At 64.2% G+C, this 26,021-nt stretch carries 27 protein-coding genes; 10 read left to right on the forward strand and 17 right to left on the reverse strand.

Annotated elements, in window-relative coordinates:
- The first annotated feature begins 54 nt into the window (after nt 1–54).
- The gene (locus tag K0P03_RS23260) at nt 55–924 is read left to right on the forward strand and encodes a LysR substrate-binding domain-containing protein (RefSeq protein ID WP_023515757.1); all 870 of its coding nucleotides are present in this window, start codon (nt 55–57) and stop codon (nt 922–924) included.
- A 101-nt stretch (nt 925–1,025) separates the two neighbouring features.
- Here K0P03_RS23260 and K0P03_RS23265 read toward each other — a convergent pair whose 3' ends face one another.
- From K0P03_RS23265 to K0P03_RS23300, 8 genes are all read right to left on the reverse strand, one after another.
- Entirely contained in the window at nt 1,026–2,639 is a 1,614-nt protein-coding gene (locus K0P03_RS23265) for a 5-guanidino-2-oxopentanoate decarboxylase (RefSeq protein ID WP_272790740.1), read from the reverse strand.
- A 27-nt stretch (nt 2,640–2,666) separates the two neighbouring features.
- A complete protein-coding gene (locus K0P03_RS23270) occupies nt 2,667–3,389 on the reverse strand; it encodes an HpcH/HpaI aldolase family protein (protein WP_023515759.1) in 723 nt (240 codons plus the stop codon).
- A complete protein-coding gene (locus K0P03_RS23275) occupies nt 3,382–4,077 on the reverse strand; it encodes an RraA family protein (protein WP_024269879.1) in 696 nt (231 codons plus the stop codon). The genes K0P03_RS23270 and K0P03_RS23275 overlap by 8 nt, the downstream gene beginning before the upstream one ends.
- 14 nt (nt 4,078–4,091) lie before the next feature.
- Nucleotides 4,092–5,183 (reverse strand): ABC transporter ATP-binding protein, encoded by a 1,092-nt coding sequence (locus tag K0P03_RS23280; RefSeq protein ID WP_272790741.1) that lies wholly within the window; start codon nt 5,181–5,183, stop codon nt 4,092–4,094.
- 100 nt (nt 5,184–5,283) lie between these two features.
- A complete protein-coding gene (locus tag K0P03_RS23285; protein WP_024269880.1) occupies nt 5,284–6,312 on the reverse strand; it encodes an ABC transporter substrate-binding protein in 1,029 nt (342 codons plus the stop codon).
- A gap of 27 nt (nt 6,313–6,339) precedes the next feature.
- Entirely contained in the window at nt 6,340–7,128 is a 789-nt protein-coding gene (locus tag K0P03_RS23290; protein ID WP_272790742.1) for an ABC transporter permease, read from the reverse strand.
- The gene (locus tag K0P03_RS23295) at nt 7,125–7,985 is read right to left on the reverse strand and encodes an ABC transporter permease (RefSeq protein ID WP_023515415.1); all 861 of its coding nucleotides are present in this window, start codon (nt 7,983–7,985) and stop codon (nt 7,125–7,127) included. Before K0P03_RS23295 ends, K0P03_RS23290 begins: the two co-directional genes overlap by 4 nt.
- The gene (locus K0P03_RS23300; RefSeq protein WP_272790743.1) at nt 7,982–8,674 is read right to left on the reverse strand and encodes a GntR family transcriptional regulator; all 693 of its coding nucleotides are present in this window, start codon (nt 8,672–8,674) and stop codon (nt 7,982–7,984) included. Before K0P03_RS23300 ends, K0P03_RS23295 begins: the two co-directional genes overlap by 4 nt.
- Before the next feature lie 435 nt (nt 8,675–9,109).
- Here K0P03_RS23300 and K0P03_RS23305 point away from each other — a divergent pair, with 435 nt between their 5' ends.
- The 9 genes from K0P03_RS23305 to fabI all read left to right on the forward strand — a co-directional run bounded on the left by K0P03_RS23305 (nt 9,110) and on the right by fabI (nt 18,272).
- On the forward strand, nt 9,110–10,072 hold the full coding sequence (locus K0P03_RS23305; protein WP_336314299.1) for an AraC family transcriptional regulator: 963 nt from the start codon (nt 9,110–9,112) through the stop codon (nt 10,070–10,072).
- 201 nt (nt 10,073–10,273) lie between these two features.
- Nucleotides 10,274–11,551 (forward strand): ABC transporter substrate-binding protein, encoded by a 1,278-nt coding sequence (locus K0P03_RS23310; protein ID WP_272790744.1) that lies wholly within the window; start codon nt 10,274–10,276, stop codon nt 11,549–11,551.
- Between the two features lie 66 nt (nt 11,552–11,617).
- Complete coding sequence (locus tag K0P03_RS23315; protein ID WP_272790745.1) at nt 11,618–12,481, forward strand: carbohydrate ABC transporter permease; 864 nt, start codon at nt 11,618–11,620, stop codon at nt 12,479–12,481.
- A complete protein-coding gene (locus K0P03_RS23320; protein WP_050746245.1) occupies nt 12,478–13,290 on the forward strand; it encodes a carbohydrate ABC transporter permease in 813 nt (270 codons plus the stop codon). The genes K0P03_RS23315 and K0P03_RS23320 overlap by 4 nt, the downstream gene beginning before the upstream one ends.
- 17 nt (nt 13,291–13,307) lie before the next feature.
- A complete protein-coding gene (locus K0P03_RS23325; protein WP_023512082.1) occupies nt 13,308–14,351 on the forward strand; it encodes an NAD(P)-dependent alcohol dehydrogenase in 1,044 nt (347 codons plus the stop codon).
- A gap of 2 nt (nt 14,352–14,353) precedes the next feature.
- Nucleotides 14,354–15,451: an ABC transporter ATP-binding protein gene (locus K0P03_RS23330; RefSeq protein WP_272790746.1), complete on the forward strand. Its 1,098-nt coding sequence runs from the start codon at nt 14,354–14,356 to the stop codon at nt 15,449–15,451.
- Between the two features lie 39 nt (nt 15,452–15,490).
- The gene (locus tag K0P03_RS23335; RefSeq protein WP_023512080.1) at nt 15,491–16,420 is read left to right on the forward strand and encodes a bifunctional enoyl-CoA hydratase/phosphate acetyltransferase; all 930 of its coding nucleotides are present in this window, start codon (nt 15,491–15,493) and stop codon (nt 16,418–16,420) included.
- Nucleotides 16,417–17,529: an acetate/propionate family kinase gene (locus K0P03_RS23340; protein ID WP_272790747.1), complete on the forward strand. Its 1,113-nt coding sequence runs from the start codon at nt 16,417–16,419 to the stop codon at nt 17,527–17,529. The genes K0P03_RS23335 and K0P03_RS23340 overlap by 4 nt, the downstream gene beginning before the upstream one ends.
- A complete protein-coding gene (gene fabI, locus K0P03_RS23345) occupies nt 17,526–18,272 on the forward strand; it encodes an enoyl-ACP reductase FabI (protein WP_272790748.1) in 747 nt (248 codons plus the stop codon). The genes K0P03_RS23340 and fabI overlap by 4 nt, the downstream gene beginning before the upstream one ends.
- A gap of 85 nt (nt 18,273–18,357) precedes the next feature.
- Here fabI and K0P03_RS23350 read toward each other — a convergent pair whose 3' ends face one another.
- The 9 genes from K0P03_RS23350 to K0P03_RS23390 form a co-directional block, all read right to left on the reverse strand.
- Nucleotides 18,358–18,681 carry a 2Fe-2S iron-sulfur cluster-binding protein gene (locus K0P03_RS23350; RefSeq protein WP_023512077.1) on the reverse strand — a complete coding sequence of 108 codons (324 nt, stop codon included), beginning with the start codon at nt 18,679–18,681 and terminating at the stop codon, nt 18,358–18,360.
- A 27-nt stretch (nt 18,682–18,708) separates the two neighbouring features.
- Nucleotides 18,709–19,089 carry a RidA family protein gene (locus K0P03_RS23355; protein ID WP_023512076.1) on the reverse strand — a complete coding sequence of 127 codons (381 nt, stop codon included), beginning with the start codon at nt 19,087–19,089 and terminating at the stop codon, nt 18,709–18,711.
- Between the two features lie 3 nt (nt 19,090–19,092).
- Entirely contained in the window at nt 19,093–19,716 is a 624-nt protein-coding gene (locus K0P03_RS23360) for a TetR family transcriptional regulator C-terminal domain-containing protein (RefSeq protein WP_024269882.1), read from the reverse strand.
- Between the two features lie 73 nt (nt 19,717–19,789).
- Nucleotides 19,790–20,800: an ABC transporter substrate-binding protein gene (locus tag K0P03_RS23365; RefSeq protein ID WP_023512618.1), complete on the reverse strand. Its 1,011-nt coding sequence runs from the start codon at nt 20,798–20,800 to the stop codon at nt 19,790–19,792.
- A gap of 22 nt (nt 20,801–20,822) precedes the next feature.
- Entirely contained in the window at nt 20,823–22,190 is a 1,368-nt protein-coding gene (locus K0P03_RS23370) for an FAD-binding oxidoreductase (RefSeq protein WP_272790749.1), read from the reverse strand.
- Nucleotides 22,187–23,401 (reverse strand): amidohydrolase family protein, encoded by a 1,215-nt coding sequence (locus K0P03_RS23375; protein WP_272790750.1) that lies wholly within the window; start codon nt 23,399–23,401, stop codon nt 22,187–22,189. The genes K0P03_RS23370 and K0P03_RS23375 overlap by 4 nt, the downstream gene beginning before the upstream one ends.
- Before the next feature lie 5 nt (nt 23,402–23,406).
- The gene (locus K0P03_RS23380; RefSeq protein WP_023512615.1) at nt 23,407–24,261 is read right to left on the reverse strand and encodes an ABC transporter permease; all 855 of its coding nucleotides are present in this window, start codon (nt 24,259–24,261) and stop codon (nt 23,407–23,409) included.
- A complete protein-coding gene (locus K0P03_RS23385; RefSeq protein WP_130517595.1) occupies nt 24,242–25,066 on the reverse strand; it encodes an ABC transporter ATP-binding protein in 825 nt (274 codons plus the stop codon). The genes K0P03_RS23380 and K0P03_RS23385 overlap by 20 nt, the downstream gene beginning before the upstream one ends.
- 1 nt (nt 25,067) lies before the next feature.
- Complete coding sequence (locus tag K0P03_RS23390) at nt 25,068–25,868, reverse strand: creatininase family protein (RefSeq protein ID WP_272790751.1); 801 nt, start codon at nt 25,866–25,868, stop codon at nt 25,068–25,070.
- Nucleotides 25,869–26,021 lie beyond the last annotated feature (153 nt).

Here is a 26,021-nt window from a genome sequence, read left to right on the forward strand (position 1 = left end):
AAGCGGAAGAAAAATCGATATGATCTGACGAATACTGGTGATATTATATCACCAATGAAACGGTCGGACCTTTCCTCTCTCGATGACCTGCACGCGTTCGAGACCGTGGCGCGCCTCGGTTCCGTGCGCGCGGCGGCCGCCGATCTCAACCTCACCCATGGTGCTGTCAGCCGACGTGTGTCGAACCTGTCAGATCATCTCGGTATAAGGCTGCTGGAACCTGACGGCCGCGGCCTGCGGTTGACGAAGGAGGGCGTGCGATTGGCGCAAGCCGCGACCGATGCCCTGTCGCTGGTTTCGGCCGCATTGGAGGATATCCGCAAAGTCGAGACATCGCCGCCGATTGTCGTTTCCTGCGAGCGATCTGTTGCCATGCGCTGGCTGATCCCGCGGCTGTCGGAATTCCAGGACCGCCATCCGGATATCGACCTTCATCTGTCTGTCGGGGGCGGCAGTTTCGATTTCGCGCGCGAACGCATCACGCTGGCCATCCGCCGACTGGATTTCGCGATCGATCCGCGGTGGCATGTCGAGCGGATGATTGCCGAGGAAGTCGGACCCGCCATGCACCCTGACATGGCGGACCGGTTTTCCGCCGGCGCCTATGTCGCGCTCGCCGCAAAGACCCGGCCCGACGCCTGGAGCAAATGGTCCGCAGCCTGTCCGAATGCGCCAAAGCCGCGATCGACACGCTGGTTCGATCATCACTTCCTGATGGTGGAGGCGGCGGCCAGTGGGCTGGGCGTTGCCATGTGCCCGAAGATTGTCGCCATTGACGACATCCGCAAGGGCCGTCTCGTCGCGCCGATGGGCTTCCAGCCGGATGGTTCGCAATACGGCATCATTCGCGCGCCCTCCGTCGAGCCAACCCCATCCCTCGACACATTCGTTTCATGGCTTCTTGCTGGTTTTAACGCTTCCTAAAAACGTCGCAGGTCCCGTACGGGAGCACCCACCGACAAGGCCGGCCGGAGATGTTTTCATCGCCGACCGCCTGAAAGAAATACCGCCAGGTCAAGTCGAGGTTAAGCGCTCTGGTTGGCTCCCAGGAACGGTGCGGATTCCTGGACATGAATCACCGTCGGCCCATCTGCGGCAAAAGCGGCTTTCACCGCGGCTTCCAGCTCTGCAAAACTTTGGGGCTCGGCCGTATGGCAGCCATAGGCTTCGGCGAGCTTGACGAAATCCGGATTGTGCTGGTTGACGCCAATGGTCGGGATGTCGCGGGCGATCATGCCGTCGCGGATCTGGGCGAGGCTGTTGTTGTTCCAGAGAATGATGGCGAGTGGCAGCTTGTTTTCCACGGCGGTGCCGAGTTCCTGCAGCGTGAACTGGAAACCGCCGTCGCCGACGATGACGGCGACCGGCGTTTTCGGGCTCGCGATCTTGCCGCCGATGGCCGCGGGAAGGGCATAACCCAGCGTGCCGAAGCCGGCCGGGAAATGCCAGGTGCGCGGCAGGGCGCTGCGGTAGAACGCGTAGCCGGTATAGGCGAGCTGTGTCATGTCGGTGTAGATCACGCCATCGTCGGGGATGGCGTTGCGCAGGCTGTCGAGCACGCGCACATGTTTCTGTTCGAGCGGGGTCAGCCCGTCGCGCTCCGTGGCGCGCAGTTCGGCGATGGTGTTCGTTTCCTTGAAGCCCGCGGCTGGCGCGACCGTCTCAGTGATCGCCGCCAGCGCCAGTTTCGAATCCGCCTCCATCGCGACATCCACGTCATAGTCGCGCACCAGCGTTGCCGGGTCGATGTCGATGCGGATGAGTTTGCCGGTCATCGGCAGAGGGCCGTCGAGCCAGATGTCGGGCTCGGCAAGCTCGGTGCCGACGAGCAGCACGGCATCGGCCTCGCGCACGAAAGCCTGGGTCGCGGGGCGGTCGACCGTCACCTCCAGGGCGAGCGGGTGGTCGTCGGGCAGGATGCCCTTGGCGGCGATGGTCGGCACCACGGCCGCGCCGATCTTTTCCGCGAGCGCCTTCACCTCGGCGGCCGCCGAGACCGCACCGCCGCCGGCAAGGATCACCGGGCGTTTGGCGGCGCTGAGGATGGCGGCGGTGGCTTCGACCTGTGCACTATCGGGCGCGCGGCGGCGGGCGGTGGTGCGGCGGCTCGCCGGCTTGTCGTCCGGCGCCTTGAAAACGTCGAGCGGGATCGAAAGATGAACGGGGCGCGGGCGGCCGCTTTCGAAGAGGGCGAAGGCGCGGGCGATGTATTCGCGCACCTGCTCGGGGCTGGTGGCGGTTTCGGAGAAGGCGGTGAGGGGGCGGGTGACGGCCGACTGGTCGGTGATCTCGTGCAGCGTGCCGCGGCCCATGCCAAGGTCCTTGTTGGCGGCGACTGACGTGATGACCAGCATCGGCACGCTGTCGGAATAGGCCTGGCCGATTGGGGTCGCGGCATTGGTGACGCCGGGGCCGGAGATCAGCACGCAGACGCCCGGCTTGCCCGACATGCGGGCATAACCGTCGGCCATGAAGCCGGCGCCCTGTTCATGGCGCACGCCGATATGGCGGATGCCGGCGGCGTCCATGCCGCGATAGGCTTCGAGCGTGTGCACGCCCGGCATGCCGAACACGGTGTCGACGCCATAGGCTTTCAGGATCTGCATGAGGCGGCTGCCGCAGGAAATGGTCTCGTTCATGGAAAAAATCCGTTCGGAAAAGCGGTGTCAGGGTTTGGCGGCGTCTTCGAGGCCCATCCAGATCGAGCCGTATTCGTCGGCGACGACCATCAGGCTCGCGCCGAGGTTTTGCGCGAAGGCGCGCTCGCTGCGCGACCAGGCGGGCATGATCCAGGGTTTGCCGGCTTTTGCCGCGGCGTCCGCGATCGTCTTGAGATCGGCCTTGTCGGCATCCGTGTTGCGATAGGCGCCGCGGCCGGAATCGAGCGAGAGGTCGCTCGGCCCGACGAAGAGGCCGTCGACGGTCGGCAGCGCGAGGATCGCCTCGACATCCTTCAGCGCGGCGGCCGACTCGATCATCGGATAGCAGCGCGTCTTGGCGTTCTCGTTGTCATAGTACTCCGGCTTCACGCCGCCGTAGCGGGCGGGGCGGGTGCCGGAAAAACTGCGCGTGCCGAGTGTCGGATACTTTGCCGAGGCGGTGACGCGGCGGGCGTGTTCGACATCGCCGATATGGGGGATGATGACGCTGTCGGCGCCCATGTCGAGTGCCTGCTGGATCGGGATCGCCTCCGGCCCCAGCACCTTGGCGTGCATGGTCATGCCGAGCGCCTTGCCGAGCGCGAGGATGCGGTCGAGGGCTTCGAGGTCGAACAGGCCGTGTTCGATATCGAGCACCACATGGCGGTAGCCGATGTCGTGGGCGATTTCGATCATCGCCTGGTGCGGCGTGGAGAGCCAGACGGCGAGATTGTTCAGCGTGTCAGCCATGGGCGGCTCCATCCTTGTTCTGCCGCTCGGCGATCATGGCGGCGATATCGACGAGATCCTGCAATTTCGCGCCGTCGCGGATGCGCGCAACCCAGCTTCCCTCGTCCTCCTGGTCGGCAAGCGCGATGTCGGAAATCCCCGCCACCTCGGCTGGCGGCAGGACGAGGATGCCGCAATCGTCGGCGAGGATCGCATCGCCAGGATTGACGGTGACACCGCCGCAGGAGACGGGGATGTTGTAGCCGCCGCCGAGATTGAGCAGTTTTGTTGTGATCGGTGAGACGCCGCGCGCCCAGGTCGGAACGCCGGCCTCGATGATGGCCGCGGGATCGGTGATCATGCCGTCGACGATGACGGCAGCAAGGCCGCGCTCCTTGGCGACTGCCGCCATGAAGCCGCCCCAGGCGGCGTGGCGCTCGTCGCCGGCCCGGTCGATGACGAGGATATCGCCGGGCCGCACCCGGTCCATCGCGTGGTAGAGCAGGGTGGAATCGGGGCCGGGGATCGAGACGGTCTGGGCGGTACCGGCGATGCGCACGCCGTCGATCAGCGGGCGCAGGTCATTGCGCATGAAACGGTCGTGCAGGTAGTGGCCGACGGTCGCCGCCTCGACGCGGGCGAAGCGGGCGAGAAGGCCGGCATCGAGCTGCGGCGCGGGATCGGCGATCCGGTAGGATTTGATCGACATGATGAAAATGCGTCCTATTGCGTGAGAAGTCTGATGGCGGAGGGGGCGCAGGCGAGCGTGCCCGGCTCTCCGGTTCGGGGAGGCGGCGGGCCGTCGCCGTTTCGGACCCGGGCGTGGAGGCGCGTGCCGTCTGATAGCGCCAGGCCGTAGACGGTGTCGGTGCCGATATAGACGGCCTCGCTGACCGTGCCGGAAAAGCGGATCGTCCCGCCGGTCTCGCCCGCGAGGAAGTGCAGGGCTTCCGGGCGGATCGCGAGGGTGCAGGCATCGCCGGTGTCAAGCGGTAGGGTGCAGGGCATTTCGAAGCGGCCGCCGGCGGCCTCGACGATGAGGTTCTCGCCGTTGCGGCCGAGGACGCGCGCATCGATCAGGTTCATGTCGCCGATGAAGCCGGCGGTGAAGCGGTTGGCGGGACGCTCGTAGATATCGGCGGGGCCCCCGACCTGCTGGACGGTGCCGTTGTTCATGACCGCGATGCGGTCCGACATGGTCAGCGCCTCCTCCTGGTCGTGCGTAACGAAGATGAAGGTGATGCCGAGCTTGCGCTGCATGTCCTTCACCTCCATCTGCATCTCCCGTCGCAGTTTCAGATCGAGTGCGCCAAAAGGTTCGTCGAGCAGCAGCACGGAGGGGCGGTTGATCAGCGCGCGGGCGAGCGCGACACGCTGCTGCTGGCCGCCGGAGAGGGCCGAGGGTTTGCGGTCGATGGCGTGCACCATGTGCACGCTTTCAAGCGCCGCCTTGACGCGCTGGCGGATCTCGTCCTTGCCGACGCCCTTCACTGAAAGGCCGAAGCCGACATTCTCGCCGACGGTGAGATGCGGGAAGAGCGCGTAGCTCTGGAACACGGTGTTGACGTTGCGCTGGTGGGCGGGAATGCCGGTGACGTCCTTGCCGTCGAGCAGCAGGCGGCCGGAGGTCGGCTCCTCGAAGCCGGCGATCATGCGCAGCGTCGTCGTCTTGCCGCAGCCGGAGGGACCGAGGAAGGTGAAGAACTCGCCCGCCTGGATGGAAAAGTTCATCCGGTCGACGGCGTAGGTCGTCTCGCCGCCGGCGGTGCCGAAGGCTTTTCGGATATCGATCAGTTCGATGGCGGCACGGCTCACGCCGGCCGTCCCTGTCGTGGTGTCAGGCGGCATATCGTTCAGAACTCGTGATGAAAGGGGAGGGGCGGCCGGAGGTTTGGAGCCGGCCGCCGCAAGCGCTTTACTGGGCGGTCTTCACCTTGGTCCAGCCGTCCTGGTAGAGTTTTGTCGCGTCACCCACGTCGAGGATGAAGTCGGCCTTCATCAGCTTGTCTTCCGCGGGATAGATGGCGGCGTTCTCCACGACTTCCTTCGGCAGCAGTTCTTTCGCCTTGTCGATCACCGTTGCGGACTTCGAAAGGTTCGCCGCCTTGGCGGCCACATCCGGACGCATGATGTAGTCGATGAACTTGTAGGCTTCCTCGACATTTTTCGCCGAGGACGGAATGGCGAAACCGTCGATCCACATCGAGCCGCCTTCATCCGGTACGACATACTTGACCTTCGGATTGGTCGCCATCACCTGCGCGATCGAACCGTTCCAGCCCTGCACGATGCAGGCTTCGCCCGAGGCGACGAGATCGCCGAAATTCGTGCTGTTGTAGCCGCCGAGCACCTTCTTCTGGTCGATGAGCGACTGGGTCGCCTTCTCGATTTCCGCAGGCGTGGTGGTGCCGGCCTTGAAGCCGTTGACCTGGAGGCCGGCGATATAGGCGGCAAGCATGTTGTCGAGCATGTAGATGCGGCCTTCATACTGCGGGTCCCACAGCGCCTTCCAGCTCGTCGGCGGGGTTTTCACGCAGTCCTCGTTATAGGCAAAGCCCGTCGTGCCCCAGATATAGGGTACGGACCATTTCTGGCCGGGATCGTAGGAGACGTCCTTGAACGGTGCGCCGAGATTGCCGAGGTTCGGGATTTTCGCGTGGTCGAGTTCTTTCAGCAGGCCCTGCTTGGCGAGCACCTGCACGGTGTACTGGCTCGGCTCGATGAGGTCGTAGCCGCTGGCGCCGGCCGAAAGCTTCGCCATCATCGTTTCGTTGGAATCATAGGTGTCGAAGGTGACGGTGATGCCGGTCTCCTTGGCAAAATCGTCGACGATCTCCTGCGGCACTTCGCCGGACCAGGCATAGATGTTGAGTTCGGCGGCCGAGGCGCCCGACGCAAAGGCGATCAGGCTGACCGAGGCAAGAAGGGTTCTCCAGTTTTTCATTATCGCATTCCCCATTTTGGTTGGTGGTTATGATGGTTTGCGGACCGTCTTGAGATAGCGTCCCATGACGACCAGGATGACGATGACGTTGACGGCGATCAGCATGGCGCCGAGCGCGTTGATCTTGGGCGTAAGGCCGGTTTTCAGCGCGGCGTAGATCTGGATCGGCAGCGGCGTGGAGCCGACACCGGAGACGAAGGTCGAGACGACAAAATTGTCGAAGGAGATGACCGCGCAGAGCAGGAAGGCCGAGAGGATGGCCGGAGCGAGCAAAGGCAGCGTCACCCGCAGGAAGGCTTGCCGGCCGTTGGCGCCGAGATCGGCGGCGGCCTCGTCGAGGCGCGGATCGAGACCCGAGGCGGCGGCGCGCACGATGAGGAAGCTGAAGGGGATCGATACCAGCACATGGCCGGCAATCAACGTGCCATAGCCAAGTGGAACGCCGGTCCAGACGGTTGCGACGAGGAGGCCGACGGCGAGCACGATCTCCGGCAGCACGAGCGGGGCGATGACGAGCGTCGAGAAGAGGTTCTTGCCGGCGAAAGGCCGCTTGACGATAGCAAGTGCGGCGCTCGCGCCGATGGCGGTGGCAAGCGCGGCCGAGGCGACGGCGACGATGACGCTGACCTGCAAGCCAGCGCGTAGGCCGCGGTCGCCCAGCGCTTCGGCGAACCAGGCGAGCGAAAAGCCTTCCCAGATCACCGTCGAGCGGCCGGCATTGAAGGCGTAGACCACGAGGACGACGAGCGGCGCAAAGAGGAAGATATAGCCGATGAGCGTTGCGGCGGGGACGTAGAGCGAAAGAACCTTCCTCATGCCCGTGCCTCCTCGACCGAGCGCAGCACGCGCATGTAGCAGACGATGATGACCGACGAGATGGCGAGCAGCACGACGGAGACAGCCGCGCCCAGCGGGATATTGCGGAAATCGAGGAAGAGCTGGACGATGAGGTTGCCGAGAATGATGCTCTTGCCGCCGCCGAGCAGGACCGGGATGGCATAGACGCCCATGGCCGGCACGAAGACGAAGAGGATTGCCGCCATGACGCCCGGAAGCGACAGCGGGAACGTGACGCGCCAGAAGGATTGCAGCGGCGTCGCGCCGAGATCGTCGGCGGCTTCGAGCAGCCGCTTGTCGAGGCCGTTCAGCGCGGCGTGGATCGGCAGCACCGTCGTCGGCAGAAAGGCATAGAGCATGCCGACGAGCACGGCGGGATAGGTGCCGATCATGCGGATTGGCTGTTCGACCAAACCGAGGCCGAGAAGCGCGCTGTTGATCGTGCCGCTCCGGCCGAGCAGCACCATCCAGGCCGACATGCGCACGATGAAATCGATCCAGAACGGGATGAGCAGCAGCGCGAGCAGGATGCCGGCGTAGCGGCCGGCGCGCAGCGCGATGAAATAGGCGATGGGATAGCCGACCAGCAGGCAGACGAAGGTGGAGACGGCGGCAAGCTGGAGCGAGTTGACGAAGATCGGCACATAGATGGCCTGGAAGAGCTCGCGGTAGCTCGCCAGCGTGAAGCCGAATTTTGCACCGCCATAAGTGTCCTGCTCGGCGAAGGAGAAGGCGATGACGATCAGGATCGGGATGACGAGGAGAAGTATGGCGCTGAGGAGGGACGGGGCGAGAAGCGCCAGCGTCACGAGGTTGCCGCGGCGCGCGGCGGTCACTTGCGGATCTCCACGCGGGCCTGGCGGGCGGGCTCGACCGGGCGGATGAGGTTCGTCGCGCTGACGGAAAGATGCGCACGCATCGCGGTCTCGGCCTGGTCCGGGTCGCGGCTCGCGAGTGCTTCGTGGATGACCACCATGTCCTTCAGGTCTTCGAAGAGCAGCGCCACCGGCATCCGCGAGACATAGAGGCTGCGCACCGAGAGCGCGTAGAGGCGGTTCAGCGCCTGCATCAGATAGGTGTTGCCGGAGGCTTCGGCGATCAGCTTGTGCATCTCCTCATCGATGCCGAGATGCCATTCGATCTCCATGCGCTTTGCTTCGACACCGGCCCGCGCTTCCTCGATCAGCGCAGCTAGACTGTCGAGCTGGGCGTCGCTGATGCGCGTCGCGGCAAGGCGGGCGGCCCAGACTTCGGCCTGGAGGCGAAATTCCTGGAGCTGGAAGAAATCCGTCGCGGACGTGGAAGAGACGAAATAGCCGCGCTGGGGCACGGCGAGCAGCAGGTCCTCCTGTGCCAGTCGCTGCAGCGCCTCGCGCAGCGGCGTGCGACCGACCGACAGGCGCTCCATGCATTCCTTCTCGTCGATCGGTGATCCCGGCAGCAGCTCGGCCTTGATGATGGCAGTACGCAGCCCGTGATAGGCGACGTCGCTGAGGCGCATTTTCTTGGTGGAGAAGGGCTGCAAGGCTTGTCGCTCCATAAAATATATTTTCAAGATATCGTCGAAATATTTCCTGTCAACGGCTCTCGATAAAATCCGATGAAAGTGACAGGCCGGAAAATCGGGCCATGCACGAAGCGCCTGAGAGGGAAGGGTTTGGATGGGCAACCGAAGGCTTTGGCCGGGAGCGGGGCCCTCGGAAAGCGGTGGAGGCGAAGTCGTCGATTGCGCAAACACCAGCGCTTACCAATGGTGCCAGCAACATTCCGCCTAGCTAGAGAGACGTGTTTTATCCCCCGGCCGCGGCGTCATCGGCTGCGTGAACGGGTAGCTGCAGTGGGTGCGGATTGTCCCGGCGTCTGTTCCACGCCACAATGGGAGCGGAAGGCGTGGCTCCAAACCGCACCGGTGATCGCTCGCCTGCACCTTCCGTCGAGTGAAACCCTGCCGGAGAAGAATGTGGCCACTCTCACCAGGATGCGTGAAGCCCAGAGCGCTGCAGACCCAAGACCCGGTCCGTTTTCCTCAAGCACACCGACCTTCGAGCACATCATCACCGGCATCGACGAAAGCTTTCTCTGGCGGCTCGATGACTATCCCTGGGAGCGCAACGTCTGGAATTTCCACCCGGAATTCGAGATCCATCTGATCCGCAAGGGCACGGGCATTGCCTTTGTCGGTGACTATATCGGCGCTTTTTCGGCGACCTATCTCACCGTCATCGGTAGCGACCTGCCGCATGACTGGGTGACGATGACGGCGCCGGGTGAGGTGATCGAGGGGCGGGACGTCGTGCTCCAGTTCCATCCCGACCGGATCCGCGAGGCGACACGGCTGATCCCGGAATTTGCCCAACTCGAGGATTTCTTCTCCCGCGCCCAGCGCGGCCTCGTCTTTCACGGTGAAACGCTGGCCAGGGGCGCCGACCTGGTCGAGCGCATGGGGGCGGAAAAGGGCGTCGCCCGCTTTGCCCTCTTCCTTCAGCTGCTCGACCTGCTCGGCACGTCCAGCGACTATGACATTCTGTCTTCCCCGGAATATTCGCCGAAGCTCGATGCCGAGACGCTCGATGTCCTCCAGCGCGCCCTCGTCTTCATCTACCGCAACTTCGCAACCGATATCCGGCTTGCGGATGTCGCGGACCTTGCCGGCATGAGCGAAAGCGCCTTTTCCCGCTTCTTCAAGAAGAACACCGGCAACACCTTCACCGATCACGTCAACAAGCTGCGCATCTGGCAGGCCTGCAAGCTTCTGGCGGAAGGCGACACGCCGATTACCGACATCTGCTTCGAGGTCGGATACATGAACATTTCCAATTTCAACCGCACCTTTCTGCGACAGCACCGCATGACGCCGTCGGCCTATCGCCGGCTGGCGCCCCATCGTCGCTCGCTTCGGGATGATCCCGCAGCAAGCCGATGAAACCTTGCGAAAACACGGTGTTATTTCTGCACTGCAGCATGCCATTTCGCATTAAAGTACAGAATTGCTGCATCAGGCACGCTAGTTCCCCCGGTTCTCTTCGCTAATATCAGCACCAGCGAAACTGTTCGCTGACAGATTGGCGCCGGCCCGAGGAGGTCGAGCCGCGCCGACCATAGAATCCTTAGGGGAGGTTCATCCATGACATCCGTGAAGACGCTCGCTTCGAGCATCGCCTATGCTTGCCTTCTTGCCGGCTCGGTCTCGTCGATCGCGCTGGCTGCGGAGTGCTCCGGCACGATCCGCATTCTTGCCCAGCCGCGCGACGGCCTGACGCTTCTGGAAGGCTACAAGGACGAGTTTACCAAGCTCTCCGGCGGCGCATCCTTCGAGATCGACTATCTCAACGAGAATGACCGGCGCGCCAAGACCAAGGCGGATGCCTCCACCATCGGCAAATACAACGTGTATTACGTCGATGAGGCGAATGTTGCGCTTTTTGCTTCCTCCGGCTGGGTCGTGCCGCTCACCGACTATTATCCCGAAGAATACGACTATGCGGATTTCGACCCCGGCCGCCAGAAGGTCGCGACCTATGACGGCAAGGTCTGGTTCGCGCCCGTTACGGGCGGCGGCGACCTGATGGTCTACCGCAAGGACCTCCTGGAGGCAGCGGGCATCAAGCCGCCGACAACGCTCGATGAACTGAAGGACGCTGTCCAGAAACTGCACCAGCCGGACAAGGGCGTCTATGGCATTGCGCTGCGCGGCCAGCGCGGATCGGGTGCCAATGTCTGGCGCTGGATGCCCTATTTCAAGGGTTTCGGTGGGGAATGGTTCGACGGCAACACGCGCGCCTTCAACAGCGAGGCGGCCGTCAAGGCGACGCAGACCTATCTCGACCTCTTCAAATATTCCGCGCCCGGCACGCAGACCGGCAGCTGGGATGAATCGACCGGCGCCTTTCTTTCGGGCCAGGTCGCCATCCTGATCGAATCCACGCCGCTCGCCGGCCTCGCGATCGATCCGAAGACCTCGCAGGTCGTCGGCAAGGTCGGCTACCTGCCGCCCCCGACGCCCTTGACGGGCGGCGGCTACGGCCACGGCCTTGCCATCGGCACCAAGGCCAACCCGGACGATGCCTCCAAGGCCTGCGCCGGCCTCTTCATCGCCTGGGCGACATCGAAGGAGAACGAGAAGCGGCGCCTGGAGGCCAACCAGTTCGGCGAACTCAACCGCACCAGCATCATGGCGAGCGATGCCTTCGCCAAGCTCTACGGTCCGGACCTCGGCCAGGCCCTTGCCGATACCGGCAAGGTCACGGCGGTCAACTTCTGGCAGAGCGCGCTCTGGCCGGATCTCGGCGACCGCTGGGGCATCATCCTGGAGGAACTGATCACCGGCTCGCGTTCCGACATCAAGGAAGGCCTTGCCGAACTCGAAGGTTTCGCCAAGGACTTCGTCGCCCGCAGCCAGTAAACCTTTGAGCCGCGCGGCCGCTTTCGCCTCCCGAGACGGCGGCCGCGCGATCCCGAGGAAACCCCCATGAAATCAAGAACCAGCCTGCCCGCCGTCTTCCTGGCGCCGCCGCTCGTCATCCTGGCGGTGCTCGCCTTCGTGCCGACCGCCTATGCCATCTACATTTCCTTCCGCAACCGCGAGCTCAGCCGTCCCGACGGCAGCTTCGTCGGCCTTGCCAACTATATCGATCTCTTCTCCGACCGCCGCTTCGTCAATGCGGTGGGCGTGTCGCTGACATGGGAGGTGATAACGGTCACGTTGACCCTTCTCGTCGCGATCGTGCTGGGCATCCTACTCTTCGAACTCGCCTCGATGCGCCAGAGGGCGGTGCTGACACTGGTCTTCCTGGTGCCGGTCATCCTGCCGCGCGTCTCGGCTGCCTTCGTCTGGAAATTCGCCTTCCACCCGCTCTACGGCATCATCACCTATCCCTACAAGATGATCACCGGCCAGCCGCTCGACGTGCTGTCGAGCCCCGCCACGGCGCTGATGACGGTCGCGCTGGTCGATGTCTGGCAATGGGGCCTGTTCTTTTCGGTCATCGTGCTGAAACTGCTCGAAACCCTGCCGCCGCAGCCCTTCGAGGCCGCGCGCCTCGACCATGCGCGGCGCTGGGAGATCTATGCTTATGTCGCCCTGCCCATGTTGAAGGCGCCACTCATCTCGCTCACCTTCATCAAGATGATCGAGTCCCTGCGCGCCTTCGACCTCATCTATGTCATGACCCGCGGGGGACCCGGCATCGCGACGGAAACGCTCGACATGTATGCCTTCTCACAGGGTTTCATCGAATCTGGCCGCATCTCCTATGCCTCCAGCATGGCGGTGCTGATGATGCTGGCGACGACCGTCATCTTCACGGTGATCTGGAAGAGGGTGAAGCCATGAACGTCTCCCGTTTCCTCGGCCGCTCCGTTCTCTATCTTGCGGCCTTTTCCGCCGTCTTCCCCATGGTCTGGACGGCGATCAACGCCTTCAAGAACCGCGTCGATATCGTCACGCCCACGCCGCTCTTCCTCTTCACGCCGACACTCGACAATTTCGCCTATGTGCTGGGTCGGGAAAGCGTCGCGGCGGGCCTTCTCAATTCGCTGCTCGCTGCCGGCGGATCGGTGCTGATCGGCGCGCTGCTCGGCCTGCCGGCGGCCTATGCCATCGCGCGCTATCCGAACCGCTGGTCGGCCGACATCCAGTTCTTCGTGCTGTCGCTACGTTTCCTGCCGCCGGTCGCCGTGGCGATCCCGCTCATGGTGATCTGGCTCGATCTCGGCCTCTACGACACGCGGCTCTCGCTGATCGTTACCTATACGCTGTTGACGCTCGCGACCGTCATCTGGCTCGGCGTGCCGGCCTTCGCCCGCGTGCCGAAAGAGGTCGAGGAGGCGGCGCGGGTCGATGGCTATGGCCCCTATGCGGTCTTCCTGCGCGTCGCCTTGCCGATCGCCTCGCGCTCGCTCATCGGCGCGGTCGCCTTTGCCTTCGTGCTGGTCTGGAACGAGTTCCTGATCGCGCTGATGCTGACGACCTCGGATGCCAAGACGTTGCCGATCGTCGCCTCGGAGCTCACCCAGCTCGGCCGCGACGTGCCCTGGGGCATCCTCAACGCCTCGGTGGTGCTGCTCTCCATTCCGCCGCTCCTGCTTGTCGGGATCCTCAGCGGCCTCCTCAACAATGCGTTCCGGCGCAAGAGCAATTGATGACAGGACAATCTTCCATGCAAGCCTTGGTTCTCGAAGAGAAGGGCGTGCTTGCCCTTCGCGACATCGATCTCCCGCTTTCCGTCGGGCCTGAGGATGTCAAGATCGCCGTCCATACGGTCGGCGTCTGCGGCAGCGACGTGCATTACTATACTCATGGCGCGATCGGCGCCTATGTGGTGCAGGCGCCCATGGTGCTCGGCCATGAGGCCGCGGGCACCATCGTCGCGGTCGGGGAAAACGTCCGCTCCCTCTCGGTCGGCGACCGGGTCTGCATGGAGCCCGGCATTCCCGACCTTTCGTCCCGCGCCGCGAAGCTCGGCCTCTACAATGTCGATCCCGCCGTGCGCTTCTGGGCGACGCCGCCGGTGCACGGGGTTCTTGCTCCCTATGCCGTTCACCCCGCCGCCTTCACCTACCGCCTGCCGGACAATGTTTCCTTTGCAGAAGGCGCGATGGTCGAGCCGTTCGCCATCGGCATGCAGGCGGCCACCCGCGCCCGCATCGTGCCGGGAGACGTCGCGGCGGTCATCGGCGCCGGTCCCATCGGCATCATGGTGGCGCTGGCGGCGCTGGCCGGCGGGTGCAGCCGGGTCTTCATCTCGGATTTTTCCGCCGAGAAGCTGGCGATCGCGGCCGCCTATCCGGGCATCGAGCCGGTGAATGTCGGCAAGACCCCCTTCGCAGCTGCCGTCGCTGCCGCAACCGGGGGATGGGGCGCCGACGTCGTCTTCGAGGCCAGCGGCAGCGCGAAGGCCTTCGAGGGCCTCTTCGATCTCGTGCGGCCGGGCGGTGCCGTCGTGCTGGTCGGCCTGCCGGTCGATGCGGTGCGCTTCGACGTCCCGGGCGCCATTTCCAAGGAGGTGCGCGTGGAAACGGTCTTCCGCTACGCCAATGTCTTCGACCGCGCCCTTGAACTCATCGCGTCCGGCAAGGTCGATCTGAAGCCGCTGATAACGGGCACCTATGCCTTTGGTGAAAGCGTCGCCGCCTTCGAGCGGGCGGCCGAAGCGCGGCCGACCGACGTAAAACTGCAAATCCGCGTGCAGGAGGAGAACTGAGCATGGCAAACATCGTCTGCACCCGCGTCGACAAGGCCTATGGCGCGGTCAATGTCATCAGGGACTTCAACCTGGAGATCGCGGACCACGAATTCGTGGTCTTCCTCGGCCCCTCCGGCTGCGGGAAATCGACGCTCCTGCGCATGATCGCCGGGCTGGAGGAAATCTCCGGCGGAGAGGTCTGCATCGCCGGCCGCACCGTTAACGACCTCGAACCGCGCGACCGCGGCGTTGCGATGGTCTTCCAGAACTACGCGCTCTATCCGCACATGACGATCTACGACAATATCGCCTTCGGCCTGAGGCGCATGAAGGTCGACAAGGCCGAGATCGACAGCCGCATCAAGACGGTCGCCGGCACGCTCGGCCTGGAGCCCTATCTTGCCCGCAAGCCGACGGAGCTTTCCGGTGGCCAGCAGCAGCGCGTGGCGATTGCCCGCGCCATGATCAAGACGCCGCGCGTCTTCCTCTTCGACGAGCCGCTTTCCAACCTCGATGCCAAGCTGCGCAACCATATGCGCGTCGAGATCGCGCGGCTGCACCAGACGCTCAAGACCACGACGATCTATGTTACACATGACCAGCTCGAGGCGATGACCCTGGCCGATCGTATCGTGCTCATGAAAGGCGGAGCGATCGAACAGGTTGGCACGCCTGCTGAAATCTACGAGCGTCCCCGCACGCTCTTCGTCGCCGGCTTCATCGGCACGCCGAACATGAATTTCCTCGACGTAACAGCGCGCTCTGCTGGTGAAAGCTGGCTGCTGGAGGGCGACGGGCTGCGTTTCAGGGTCGATCGCAGGCGGTTCGACCTGAAGGAGGGACAGGCCCTTACCCTCGGCGTGCGGCCGTCGTCGCTGTCGCCCGCAGCCGGCGAAGACACGCGGGAGAACACCCTTGCCGGCATTGCCGACCTCGTTGAGTTTCACGGTGACAGTGCCCTGGTTTCCTTCCGTGTGGGCGGCAGGGAGATCGGCGCTCTCGTTCCAGCGAGCAGCCGGCCCGTAACCGGCGCGCCCGTCGCCTTCTCGGCTGACGGAGCGAACCTCCACCTCTTCGATCGCATGACGGGTCTTTCGATGTTGCGGACGGGATCGTAAGGTCAGCGGGTGATTCATCCTGGACAGAGGAGTTCCTGCATGGCCGAGGCGACCGATGCGATCCTGGCGCTTTGCAGGGCCTTGCCGCCGACCAGGGCGGCCGTTGTCCACCCGGTCAAGCCGAATGTGATTGAAGCCGTCGACGAGGCGGTGCGGGAAAAGCTCATCGTACCGATCCTGATCGGACCCAAGGCAAAGATCGAGGAGGCGGCCACGGTTGCTTCGGTCGATATTTCTGGCTGGGAACTGGTGGACGTGGAACACAGCCACGCTGCGGCCGCGAAGGCTGCGGAGCTGGCGGCGGGGCATCAGGTCAATGCGATCATGAAGGGCTCGCTCCACACCGACGAACTGCTCGGAGCCATCGTGCGGTCAGATGCCGGGCTGAGGACGGAGCGCAGGATCAGCCACGCCTATCTCATGAGCATTGCGAGTTATCCCAAGCCCTTCATCATTACCGATGCAGCGGTGAACATCCTCCCGGACCTGCCGGTCAAGGCCGACATCGTGCAGAATGCCGCCGATCTCTGGCGCGTGGTCTTCGGTGACGGAAACCTTCCCAAGGTGGCTGTCCTTGCCGCCGTGGAGACGGTCAATCCGAAGATGCAGGCGACGCTTGATGCCGCAGCGCTTTGCAAGATGGCCGATCGTGGCCAGATCACAGGTTGCCTCATCGACGGCCCGCTGGCCTTCGACAACGCGATCAGTGCGGAGGCCGCCCGGGAAAAGGGTATCGTCTCCATGGTTGCCGGCGAGGCGGATATCCTTGTCGTTCCCGATATCGAGGCCGGCAACATGCTGGCCAAGCAGCTGACCTTCCTTGGAGGGGCCGAGGCCGCCGGCATCGTGCTCGGCGCGCGCGTGCCCGTTATTCTGACGAGCCGGGCGGACAATGAGCGGGCGCGGCTGTTGTCCTGCGCGCTCGCGGTGCTTCTGGCCGAGGCGCGCGACAAGGGGCAGATCAAGTGAAGGACGTCCTCCTTGTCCTTAACACCGGATCGTCCAGTCTCAAGTTCCAGGTGCTGGGCTACGAGGGGCTCGAGGTACTTGCCAACGGGAAGGTGACGGGGATCGGCGCGAGCGCCCGCCTATCGGCAACCGTTGCGGATGCAGGACGGTCGATCGACAGCCCGCTTGACGGCAGCGACCATGACACGGCCCTGTCGGCCGTTCTGGACCTTATCGATCGCTTCGATGACGGTTGGCGCATGGTGGCGGCGGTGCATCGCATCGTCCATGGCGCTGCACAGTTCGTCGAGCCTGTCATCGTGACGCCGGAAATCGTCAGGGCGCTCAAGGCGCTCAATCCGCTGGCGCCGCTGCACCAGCCTTACAATCTCGCGGGCATCGAGGCGTCGGATCGGCTGGCGGGGCATGCGCCCGACATTGCCTGTTTCGACACGGCGTTCCACGCGGGGCACGATCCGCTCTTCCAGACGTTCGCAATCGAGAAGCCGCTGCGCGACAGGGGCATGCGCCGCTACGGCTTCCATGGCATTTCCTATGAGTGGATTGCCCGGGCTCTGGAGCAGGACCATCCCGATATCGCCCGGGGCAAGGTGGTTGTCGCCCATCTCGGCAACGGTGCCAGCCTCTGTGCTCTCGATAACGGCGTCAGCGTCGACACGACCATGGGCATGACCGCGCTCGACGGCATTCCCATGGGAACGCGAAGCGGAGCGATTGATGGCGGTGCGGTGACCTATATGCTGCGTGCGTTGGGCATGACGGTGGAACAGGTGGAAGCCGCGCTCTACGAGCATTCCGGCCTGAAGGGCCTGTCGGGGATCAGCAACGACGTGAAGACGTTGCTGGAGTGCGGCGAACCGGCTGCCCGATTTGCACTCGATTATTTCACGCTCAAGGTCTCGCAATATGCCGCGATGATGGCGGTTTCGATGGGCGGGCTCGACGCCTTCGTCTTCACGGGCGGCATCGGCGAGAACGCGAGCCCGATCCGGGAGGCGATCGTTGCAAGGCTTGCGTTTCTGCCGCCGTTCCAGACCCTTGTAGTCCCGGCCAACGAGGAAATGATGATGGCGATCCATGCACGCGCACTGCTGGAGGCACGGCGATGAAAGGGTTGATCGTCGGTCTGGCGAACGACCAGTCATTGGCCTGGGGCTGTGCCGTGGCGCTCAAGGCGCTCGGTGCTGAAATCGCTGTCACCTATCAAAATGACAAGGCAAGGCCGCATGTGGAGCCGCTTGCCAGGGAGCTCGGGGCGCCGATCGTCCTGCCGCTCGACGTGTGCCGGCCGGAACAGATGGACGATGTCTTCAAGGCCATCGCGGCCCACTGGGGCCGGCTCGACTTCCTGCTGCATTCGATTGCCTTCGCACCCAAGGCGGATCTGCACGGACGGGTCGTCGACAGCTCGCCGGACGGGTTTTCGACTGCCATGGATGTTTCCTGCCATTCGCTCGTTCGGCTTGCCAAACGCGCGGAGCCACTGATGTCCGATGGTGGTGCGATCCTCACCATGAGTTTTTATGGATCCGAGAAGGTCGTCCCCGGCTATGGCATCATGGGGCCGGTCAAGGCAGCCCTCGAATCCACGGTGCGCTATCTGGCGGTGGATCTGGGCGACAAGGCGATCCGCGTGAATGCGCTCTCCACAGGGCCGGTCAAGACCCGTGCCGCATCGGGCCTTTCGCATTTCGACGACCTGTTGGTAAAGGCTGCGGAAGAGACGCCGCTCAAACAGCTGGTCACCCTTGAACAGGTCGGGGAGGCTGCGTCGTTTCTGCTGTCGGACAAGGCGCGGTTCATCACCGGACAGACGATCTATGTCGATGCCGGCTACAATGTTCGGGCTTGAAACCCGGCGGCGACGCCATCTGTCGCCCAGCCCGCGTCATAGCGGGACCGAGGGATGGTTCGATATCCGGCGGGCAGGAGATGGTCTATCCCTGGCGCTCCGGAAGATCGACGCGCAGTCCGTCGAGCGTGTCCGTCAGCTTGATCTGGCAGGACAGGCGCGAGCGGGCGGGGTCCGGGTCGTGGGCGAAGTCCAGCATGTCCTGTTCCAGCGCCGAGATGGCCGGCAGACGGTCCACCCATTCGGGCGCGACATAGACGTGGCAAGTGGAACAGGAACAGGCCCCGCCGCACTCGGCAAGGATGCCGCGCACATCATCGTCACGGGCCGCCTCCATTAGCGTCAACCCGGCGGCGGCTTCCACGACATGGAGGCTCCCGTCGTGTTCCACAAAGGTGATCTGGACCATGGTCGCTTTCCTTTCGTTTGGAACTCTTCAGGGCAGAAGCGCCGTTGCCTCGACCTCGACCAGGAATTCCGGTCGGGTGAAGCCCGAAACGATCATGAGCGTGGAGGCAGGCTTGACCGGGAGATCGGCGACGAGGCGGTCGCGCACCGCCATATAGTCGGCCATGTGCACGCGTTCCGTCACGAAGGCGTTGAAGCGCAGGACATGGGAAAAGTCCGCGCCGGCCTCGGCAAGGATCGCGCGGATATTGGCGAAGCACAGTTCCGCCTGGGCCGTGACCCCTTCGGGGATCGTGCCGTCGCCGGCAAGGGCGAGCTGGCCGGAGGTAACGACGATCCTTCCCGAGGCGACACCGTGGGAATAGCGGCCGAAAGGTGCGGGCAGGCTGGCGGGTTGCAGTGCCTTCATGGGTCACGCCTCCTTGCCGGCAAGTCCGCAGCGGTGCAGGAAAAGCGCGGTCGCTTCGGCGATGATGCGGTCCGCATCGAGTGCCTCGCTTTCCGGCCGGTCCATCAGCACGCGCGCCTGCGCCTCGTATTCGGCATAGTGTTGGGTCACGGCCCAGATGTTCATCTGGAAGAGCAGGGGATCGACGGGTGTTATCTTGCCACTGTCGATCCATTGCTGGATCACGGCGTTCGCCTCCTCGACCGCGGCCTTGAGCGCCGCCCAATGGGGCGTCATCTCGGGTGCGCCACGGGCAATCTCATTGGCAAAGAAGCGTGAGAGGTCGGGGAATTCCAGCGTATGGCGTACCTTGCGCTCGATATACTGGGTGATCGCCAGCGCCGGATCGTCGCGCGAGGCGGAGAGGAAGAAGATGTCCTTGTAGGCTCCGACGATGTCGCTGAGGACCTGCTGGTAGAGCTCCTCCTTGGAGGAGATGTAGTAGTGTAGCTGGGCCTTGGTGATGCCCGCCGTCTGCGCGATCGCCTGGGTGGAGGTGCCTGACAGGCCGTTGCGCGCGAACTCCTGGATGGCCGCGTTGCGGATGGCGGCGTGGATTTCCTGCCGCTTTTTCTGAAGGGTGCTCATGGGCGGTCCTGGCCTTCCTGGCGATGCGTCGGGATCGGACCGGCACGGGGTGGGTGCCGGTCCGTGGTTTTGCTTACCTGCCCGTCAGCTTGGCCTTGATGTCGAGCCCCATGCCCTTGTTGACGAAGCGCGTATCGGCGACCTTCGAGAGATCGACGGCGCCAGCCTCGATGATCTTGCTTTCGACGGCAAGGTCATGGAAGGCCTTGATGCGCTCGGGGCTCATCGCGCCGATGCCCTTTTCCACCGCTTCGCCGGAATCAATGATCTGAAGCTTGTCGAATTGCGCCATCTCGGCGTCGAGCTTTTCGACCGTCATTTCCGGATTGGCGGCGATGATCGCTGCATAGGCCGCCTTGCGATCGCCGTAGAGGTAGTTGTTCCAGCCCTCAATGGAAGCGTCGAGGAAACGCTGCACGAGGTCGGGGTTGTTCTCGACCAGTTCGTTGCGCGTCTCGATGATCGAGCCATAGGTGCTCCAGCCCTGATCGGCGAGCAGGAACACGTCGACCTCCGCGCCCTCCTTTGCGGCATAGAGCGGCTCGGCGGTGCCATAGGCCTGCTGCACCATCTTCTTGTCGCTCAGGAACTGCGCGAGGTTGAAGCCGTAGGGGCGCAGCTGTTCATCCTGGAAACCGAGGCGGGTGACCATCCACTGCCAGAAGCTGAACTGGCCGTCCTTGGAAACGAGTACGGACGGTGCCTTGGTGAGCGCCGCAAAATCGGCATATTCGCCCTTGTGCGCCATGAAGGCCTGCGGATCCTTCTGGAAGATCGCTGCCACGACCGTGGTGGGAATGCCGTTGCGCACATTGTCGAAAGCGAGCAGCAGGTTGCCGCCCATCAGAAAGTCGAGCCGGCCGGCCGGCAGCATCGGGCGGGTGTTGACCTGCGGGCCACCCATCTTGATCTCGACGTCGAGGCCGTATTTGGCATAGGTGCCGTCCACCACGGCCTGGTAGAAGCCGCCATGGCCGCCTTGGGCCAGCCAGTTGGTACCGAAGACGACCTTGTCGGCGGCCCAGGAGGAGCCGGCGGCGAGCAGCAGGCCCACGGCGGCGAAAAGACTTGTCATGTGTTTCATGCGCGTTTCCCCTTTGGTTGTTTCAGGCGTCGGTGCGGGCCATGCCATCGGTCCAGCCCCGGGTCTTGCCGGGATTCATCAGGCCGTATGGATCGGCGCGCTTCTTGAACTCGATCTGCGTCTGGTCGATCTGCTTCATGCCGCCGTCCTCGATGGTCACCACATGAGGGTCGAAGATCGTGCAGCCGTCCGTCTCCTCCAGTTCGGCGATCAGGCGGTACATGGCCTCTTCGCCGCGGTAGCGCACCAACGGCAGGGCGAAGATCTGCACCTCGCCGTCCATACGCGCCATTTCGTGGTGCCAGTAGATCTCCTCGCCGTAGCGGGCCATCTGGCGGAGCACGAGGTCGGGATCGAAGGGCCGCGGATAGGCGACCTGCAGATAGGTCCAGCTCTTGTCCGCCTTGAGGGCCTGCAGCGTGGTGTGGTTCCAGCCGCATTCATAGGCCGGTTGCAGGCCGGCGGCGCGGATCTCCGGCTTGCTCATGGCAAACGAGATGCGCCCGCCAAGGGCCTCCGCCTCGGCGGTGAAGCGGGCCATCTCCTGCGGCGCGACCATGGCGAAGACGGCGTCCCGGTCTGCGGGAAAGAGATCGCCGAGCTTGTTGTAGAAGGGCGCAAAGCGACGCTCGACGGTGGTCAGCAGGTAGCAGTCGAGCCCCTTCTGCTGCGCCAGCGAGGCGAAACGTAGCGCGGCGTCGTAGCCGTCGAAGAGCGCGGCGGTATGGATCCAGTCCGTTGCGCGGGTGAGGCCGACGCCGAGCTCCACCACGATGCCGTTGGTGCCATAGGCGTGCTGCACCTTCTGCACGTCTTCGCCGTGGAGCTCGATGACCTGCGGTTCCGGTTCGACGGTGACGACCTTGGCATAGGTGAGGTTGCCGGGGTCGCGCAGCATGCCATGGCGCAGCGAGCCGATGCCGCCAGAGCCGCCGGCGACGAAGCCGCCGATGGTCGCCATCTGGCGGGTCGAAGGATACATCATCAGTTCCTGCCCGGTCTCGTGCGCAGCGTCATCGAGCCGCGAGATGCGGGCGCCCGCCTCCACGCGCACATGGCCGTCCGTGATCTCGATCACTCTGTCGAGGCGGGTGAGGTCCATGACGATACCGCCGTCCAGCGGCACGCACTGGCCGTAATTGCCGGTGCCGCCGCCGCGCAGTGTAAGCGGAACCTTATGGCGGGCGACGACGGAGGCGACATGCACGACCTCCTCAAGGGTCTGGGGTACGACCACCAGCTCGCCCAGCTTGTCCTTCAGCTGCTCGTTGAGGATGGGGCTATACCAGAAGTAGTCGCGCGAACGCGCGGCGATGTAGTTCTCGTCGTCATGCAGGCGGATCCCATTCAGCGCCGTCTTGATCGACGCCCAGTCGCGGTGTCCGGTCATGTCTGTTCTCCTTCGTGGTCGGTCAGGATGCGGCCGCCCCGCCAGACCTGTCGGTCGGCGCGGGGACGGCTCAGGGCATCGGTCAGATCCTCGGCGTCGAGCCGGATGAAATCGGCGGGGCCGCCCTCGACAAGCGCAAGGCTCCGGCCCATCCAGCGGGCCGGTGTCTCGCTCACCGCGTCCAGCCAGTCCTCCGGCTGGAGGTGGCCGAGCAGGGTCGCGCTGCGAAAGGCGTCGAAGAGGTCATAGTCGCCGAAGGGGAAGAAGGCGTCGCGCACGTTGTCGGAGCCGATCATCACGGCAAGGCCTGCGTCCCGCGCCTCATGCAGGGGCGCAAGGCCGCGCAGGCGCGGCGTGCGGCCGGCCCTGGCGTCCTGCAGGTAGGCGTTGCAGCCTGGCAGTACCGTCAGTCCGACACCCGCTGCGCCCGCTCGGGCGAGAATGTCCGCCACCTCCGAGGGATCACGCACCGAGAGCGCGCAGCCATGACCGCACAACACCCGGCCGGAAAGGCCACGCCTTTCGGTTTCCGCCACGATGGCATCGATGCCGCGCGCCTCGATGTCCAACCCCTCATCGACATGGAAGTCGAGCAGAAGATCGTGCTTTTCCGCAAGGTCGAAGACGTGCGCGAGCCGGGCCTCGAGGTCATTGTTGCGATAGATGAATGCCCCGAGCACCCCACCCGTCGCCTTGACCTCACCGGCGATGGCTTCGCCGACATCGGCGAAGAGATCGAGCGGCGTCAACGAGGCAAGCTCCAGATGGAGGCGACCCTGCCATTCGTCGGCAAGCCCACGCAGCACGGTCCAGGCTGCCGGCGGCGTCGCGCCGTACCAGTCGACATGGCTGCGCATCAGCGCCGTGCCGTGCCGATAGGCGCGACCCAGTCCCCGGCCTGCCCGCCGGCGCAGATCGGCGTCGTCCCAGAGTGCGGCATCGGCCTGCATCATTTCGATGGCGTGGGAGAGCGATGTGGCACGGGCCGGCATCCGGGAGGCGGTGAAGGTCTTGTCGAGATGGGTGTGAATGTCGGCCAGGAGCGGCAGGACGAGGCCGCCATCGCGGCTTGCCGAGGGGGCGAGGGCCGTGATGCGGCCGCCGCTGATGGCGATGTCCCAATGGCCCTCCCGGCCAGCGAGGCTGGCGCCTGCAAGGCGCAGGCCCGCGGCGCCGGCATCGGCGAGGCTGGTGGTCTCGATGGTCCGCATGAGGTTCACGTCTCGCGCTTGATTTCGCTTTCGTGCCAGTGGCCGAGCACGAGGTTCGACAGCCAGGACGTGACGAGGAAGATCCCGACCCCCAGCACCGAGACGAGGAACAGCGCGGCGAACATGCGCGGGATCTCGTTGCGGAAGCTCGATTCGAGGATGCGTGAGGCAAGGCCGGTGTTCTGCCCCGCCGTGCCTGCGACGAATTCGGCGACGACCGCGCCGATCAGCGACAGGCCGCCGGCGATCTTCAGCGCGGCCATGAAGTAGGGGAGTGCCGAGGGGATCAGCAGGTGGCGCAGGCGCTGCCAGGGCGTCGCCTGATAGAGCCGGAACATGTCGCGCAGGTTATGGTCGGCGCTGCGCAGGCCGATCGCAGTGTTCGACAGGATCGGGAAGAACGCGACGATCCAGGCGCAGATGAGCAGCGCGAAGAAGGTGTTGCTGACATAGATGAGGATCAGCGGTGCGATGGCGATGATCGGCGTTACCTGCAGGATGACGGCGAAGGGAAAGAGGCACATTTCCACCGTGCGCGACAAGGCAAAGAGCATGCCGAGCAGCACGCCGCCGATGATGGCGAGGCTGAGTGACAGCAGCGTCAGCTTCACCGTGAACGCCGCGCTCTGCATCAGAGACGACCAGTCCTCGACCAGCGTCTTTGCGATCAGGCTCGGCGCGGGGATCAGGTAATGCGGAACCTCGTTGTACCAGACGAGGAATTCCCACAGTCCAAGCACCACCAGAATCGAGATGATGGGCATGATGACGCGCAGGCGCCGTTCGCGGCGTTCGAGCAGGATGCGCGGATCGACGATTTCGCTTTCGGCAACGGCCGGATCAATGGTTGAGATCGACATGGTCCATGGTCCCTTCGAGCGCGTTGCTGACCAGACGGCAGTTCTCGGTGTACTCGGATGTCATGCGGTAGGCGCTCGTGCGCGTCTCGGCGCCGGGCAGCGCGATGTCGTGCACCACGCGGCCGGGGCGCGCGGCCATGACCACGACGCGGCTGGAGAGATAGACGGATTCGAAGACCGAATGAGTGACGAAGATCACTGTCAGCCCGTGCGAGCGCCAGAGGCCCAGCACCTCGTCGTTGAGCTTGGATCGGGTCATCTCGTCCAGCGCTGCGAAGGGTTCGTCCATCAAGAGCAGCTTCGGTTTCGTCACCATGGCGCGGGCAATGGAAACGCGCATCTTCATGCCGCCCGAAAGTTCGCGCGGATAGGAGCGGGCGAAATTGGCAAGGCCCACCATGGAAAGGGCCTCTTCCACGCGGGCTTTCGCCTCGCCCTTGCCGAGCCCCTGCAGTTTCAGGGGGAGGAAGACGTTGTCGAAGACCGTTGCCCAGGGCATCAGCGTCGCTTCCTGGAAGACATAGCCGATATCGCTGCCATGGGGACTTTCGCCGGCCGGATGACCGTTGACCGTGATCGAACCCGAGGAGAGGGACAGGAGACCGGAGATCATCTTCAGTGCGGTGCTTTTGCCGCAGCCCGAAGGGCCGAGGAAGGACACGAACTCACCGTTGCGGATTGTCAGCGACATGCCGCGCAGCGCCACGGTACCGTTTGCGAAGCGCTTGTAGACGTCCTTCATGTCGATGAGGGCGGGCGCGCCGGTCAGGCCGGCGGCCTTGGGGAGAGGGCTTGCCGCGTTCATGCTACCACTCCGGTTTTCTGTCCAGCCAGTCGGCTGGCAGGCTGTCGATCTCTGCCATGGCCTCGACGAGGCGCGCCACGGCGTGGTCGAGGGTCGCATCGCCCTTTTCGGCGGTGGCGAGATGCGCCTCGCCGCAGGCCCCGGCCGTGCTGAAATCCTGTGTCTTCCAGCCGGGTTTTGCGCCCCGGCCGAGGCCGAGGTGGCGGAAGTTTTCGAAAAGGTCCTGGCCGCGCGAGCGGAAGTCACGGGCCGCGGCCATGGTTACATTGCCGGGGTCGAGTGCCAGCATGACGGAGGTCTCCATGTCGCCGGCATGGATGCCGTGGGTGCGCTCGACATCGGAATAGACGCCCTCGGGCATGCCAAAGCCGAACCAGTTGACCGAGAAGGCCAGCATGTCATGGGCAACGCGCAGCTGGCGGGTCACGACGTCCATGACCGGAATGTTGCCGCCATGGCCGTTGAGGAGGACGAACTTGCGGACCCCCGAGCGCGCCACGCTGGCGCCGATTTCGGTCAGCACGCGGATCAGCGTTTCGGCCGAAAGGGTGAGCGTGCCGGGATAGTCGATATGCTCGTCGCTCTTGCAGACGGCCTGCGTGGGCAGGAACAGCACTGGACTATCCTCCGGCAGGGCTTTTGCGAGGCGGCGCGCCACCCCGTCGACGGTACAGCTGTCGACGGACATCGGCAGGTGCGGTCCGTGCTGCTCGATGGCTCCGATGGGCAGGACGGCGATGAGGCGTCCCCGATCGAGCGCTGCGAAATCACGGCTGGAATAGTCGGCCCAGAAGCGCTTCATCGGGAAGCCTCCATGCCGTTACGGATACCCGTTGATGACAGAAGTTCCATCTTGCTCCTCCTCTTCCTCCGAGGTTAGATAAACAAACTCATAGCAAATGGTCAAACTATTTGGTATGTTCTTTCCGGATGTTACGGTAAGCTTTTGATTATC

Origin of the sequence: Shinella sp. HY16 (assembly GCF_028534175.1) — a bacterium.
In the GTDB taxonomy this organism is placed as follows: domain Bacteria; phylum Pseudomonadota; class Alphaproteobacteria; order Rhizobiales; family Rhizobiaceae; genus Shinella.

Bases quoted from the DNA above. Each gene is read 5' to 3' on its own strand.
- K0P03_RS23385 (WP_130517595.1), bottom strand. From the start codon at position 25,066: ATGAACGCGGCAAGCCCTCTCCCCAAGGCCGCCGGCCTGACCGGCGCG.
- K0P03_RS23285 (WP_024269880.1), bottom strand. From the start codon at position 6,312: ATGAAAAACTGGAGAACCCTTCTTGCCTCGGTCAGCCTGATCGCCTTT.
- K0P03_RS23270 (WP_023515759.1), bottom strand. From the start codon at position 3,389: ATGGCTGACACGCTGAACAATCTCGCCGTCTGGCTCTCCACGCCGCAC.
- K0P03_RS23335 (WP_023512080.1), top strand. From the start codon at position 15,491: ATGGCCGAGGCGACCGATGCGATCCTGGCGCTTTGCAGGGCCTTGCCG.
- K0P03_RS23375 (WP_272790750.1), bottom strand. From the start codon at position 23,401: ATGCGGACCATCGAGACCACCAGCCTCGCCGATGCCGGCGCCGCGGGC.
- fabI (WP_272790748.1), top strand. From the start codon at position 17,526: ATGAAAGGGTTGATCGTCGGTCTGGCGAACGACCAGTCATTGGCCTGG.
- K0P03_RS23355 (WP_023512076.1), bottom strand. From the start codon at position 19,089: ATGAAGGCACTGCAACCCGCCAGCCTGCCCGCACCTTTCGGCCGCTAT.
- K0P03_RS23275 (WP_024269879.1), bottom strand. From the start codon at position 4,077: ATGTCGATCAAATCCTACCGGATCGCCGATCCCGCGCCGCAGCTCGAT.
- K0P03_RS23315 (WP_272790745.1), top strand. From the start codon at position 11,618: ATGAAATCAAGAACCAGCCTGCCCGCCGTCTTCCTGGCGCCGCCGCTC.
- K0P03_RS23320 (WP_050746245.1), top strand. From the start codon at position 12,478: ATGAACGTCTCCCGTTTCCTCGGCCGCTCCGTTCTCTATCTTGCGGCC.
- K0P03_RS23310 (WP_272790744.1), top strand. From the start codon at position 10,274: ATGACATCCGTGAAGACGCTCGCTTCGAGCATCGCCTATGCTTGCCTT.
- K0P03_RS23380 (WP_023512615.1), bottom strand. From the start codon at position 24,261: ATGTCGATCTCAACCATTGATCCGGCCGTTGCCGAAAGCGAAATCGTC.
- K0P03_RS23260 (WP_023515757.1), top strand. From the start codon at position 55: ATGAAACGGTCGGACCTTTCCTCTCTCGATGACCTGCACGCGTTCGAG.
- K0P03_RS23390 (WP_272790751.1), bottom strand. From the start codon at position 25,868: ATGAAGCGCTTCTGGGCCGACTATTCCAGCCGTGATTTCGCAGCGCTC.
- K0P03_RS23330 (WP_272790746.1), top strand. From the start codon at position 14,354: ATGGCAAACATCGTCTGCACCCGCGTCGACAAGGCCTATGGCGCGGTC.
- K0P03_RS23365 (WP_023512618.1), bottom strand. From the start codon at position 20,800: ATGAAACACATGACAAGTCTTTTCGCCGCCGTGGGCCTGCTGCTCGCC.
- K0P03_RS23265 (WP_272790740.1), bottom strand. From the start codon at position 2,639: ATGAACGAGACCATTTCCTGCGGCAGCCGCCTCATGCAGATCCTGAAA.
- K0P03_RS23325 (WP_023512082.1), top strand. From the start codon at position 13,308: ATGCAAGCCTTGGTTCTCGAAGAGAAGGGCGTGCTTGCCCTTCGCGAC.
- K0P03_RS23370 (WP_272790749.1), bottom strand. From the start codon at position 22,190: ATGACCGGACACCGCGACTGGGCGTCGATCAAGACGGCGCTGAATGGG.
- K0P03_RS23360 (WP_024269882.1), bottom strand. From the start codon at position 19,716: ATGAGCACCCTTCAGAAAAAGCGGCAGGAAATCCACGCCGCCATCCGC.
- K0P03_RS23350 (WP_023512077.1), bottom strand. From the start codon at position 18,681: ATGGTCCAGATCACCTTTGTGGAACACGACGGGAGCCTCCATGTCGTG.
- K0P03_RS23290 (WP_272790742.1), bottom strand. From the start codon at position 7,128: ATGAGGAAGGTTCTTTCGCTCTACGTCCCCGCCGCAACGCTCATCGGC.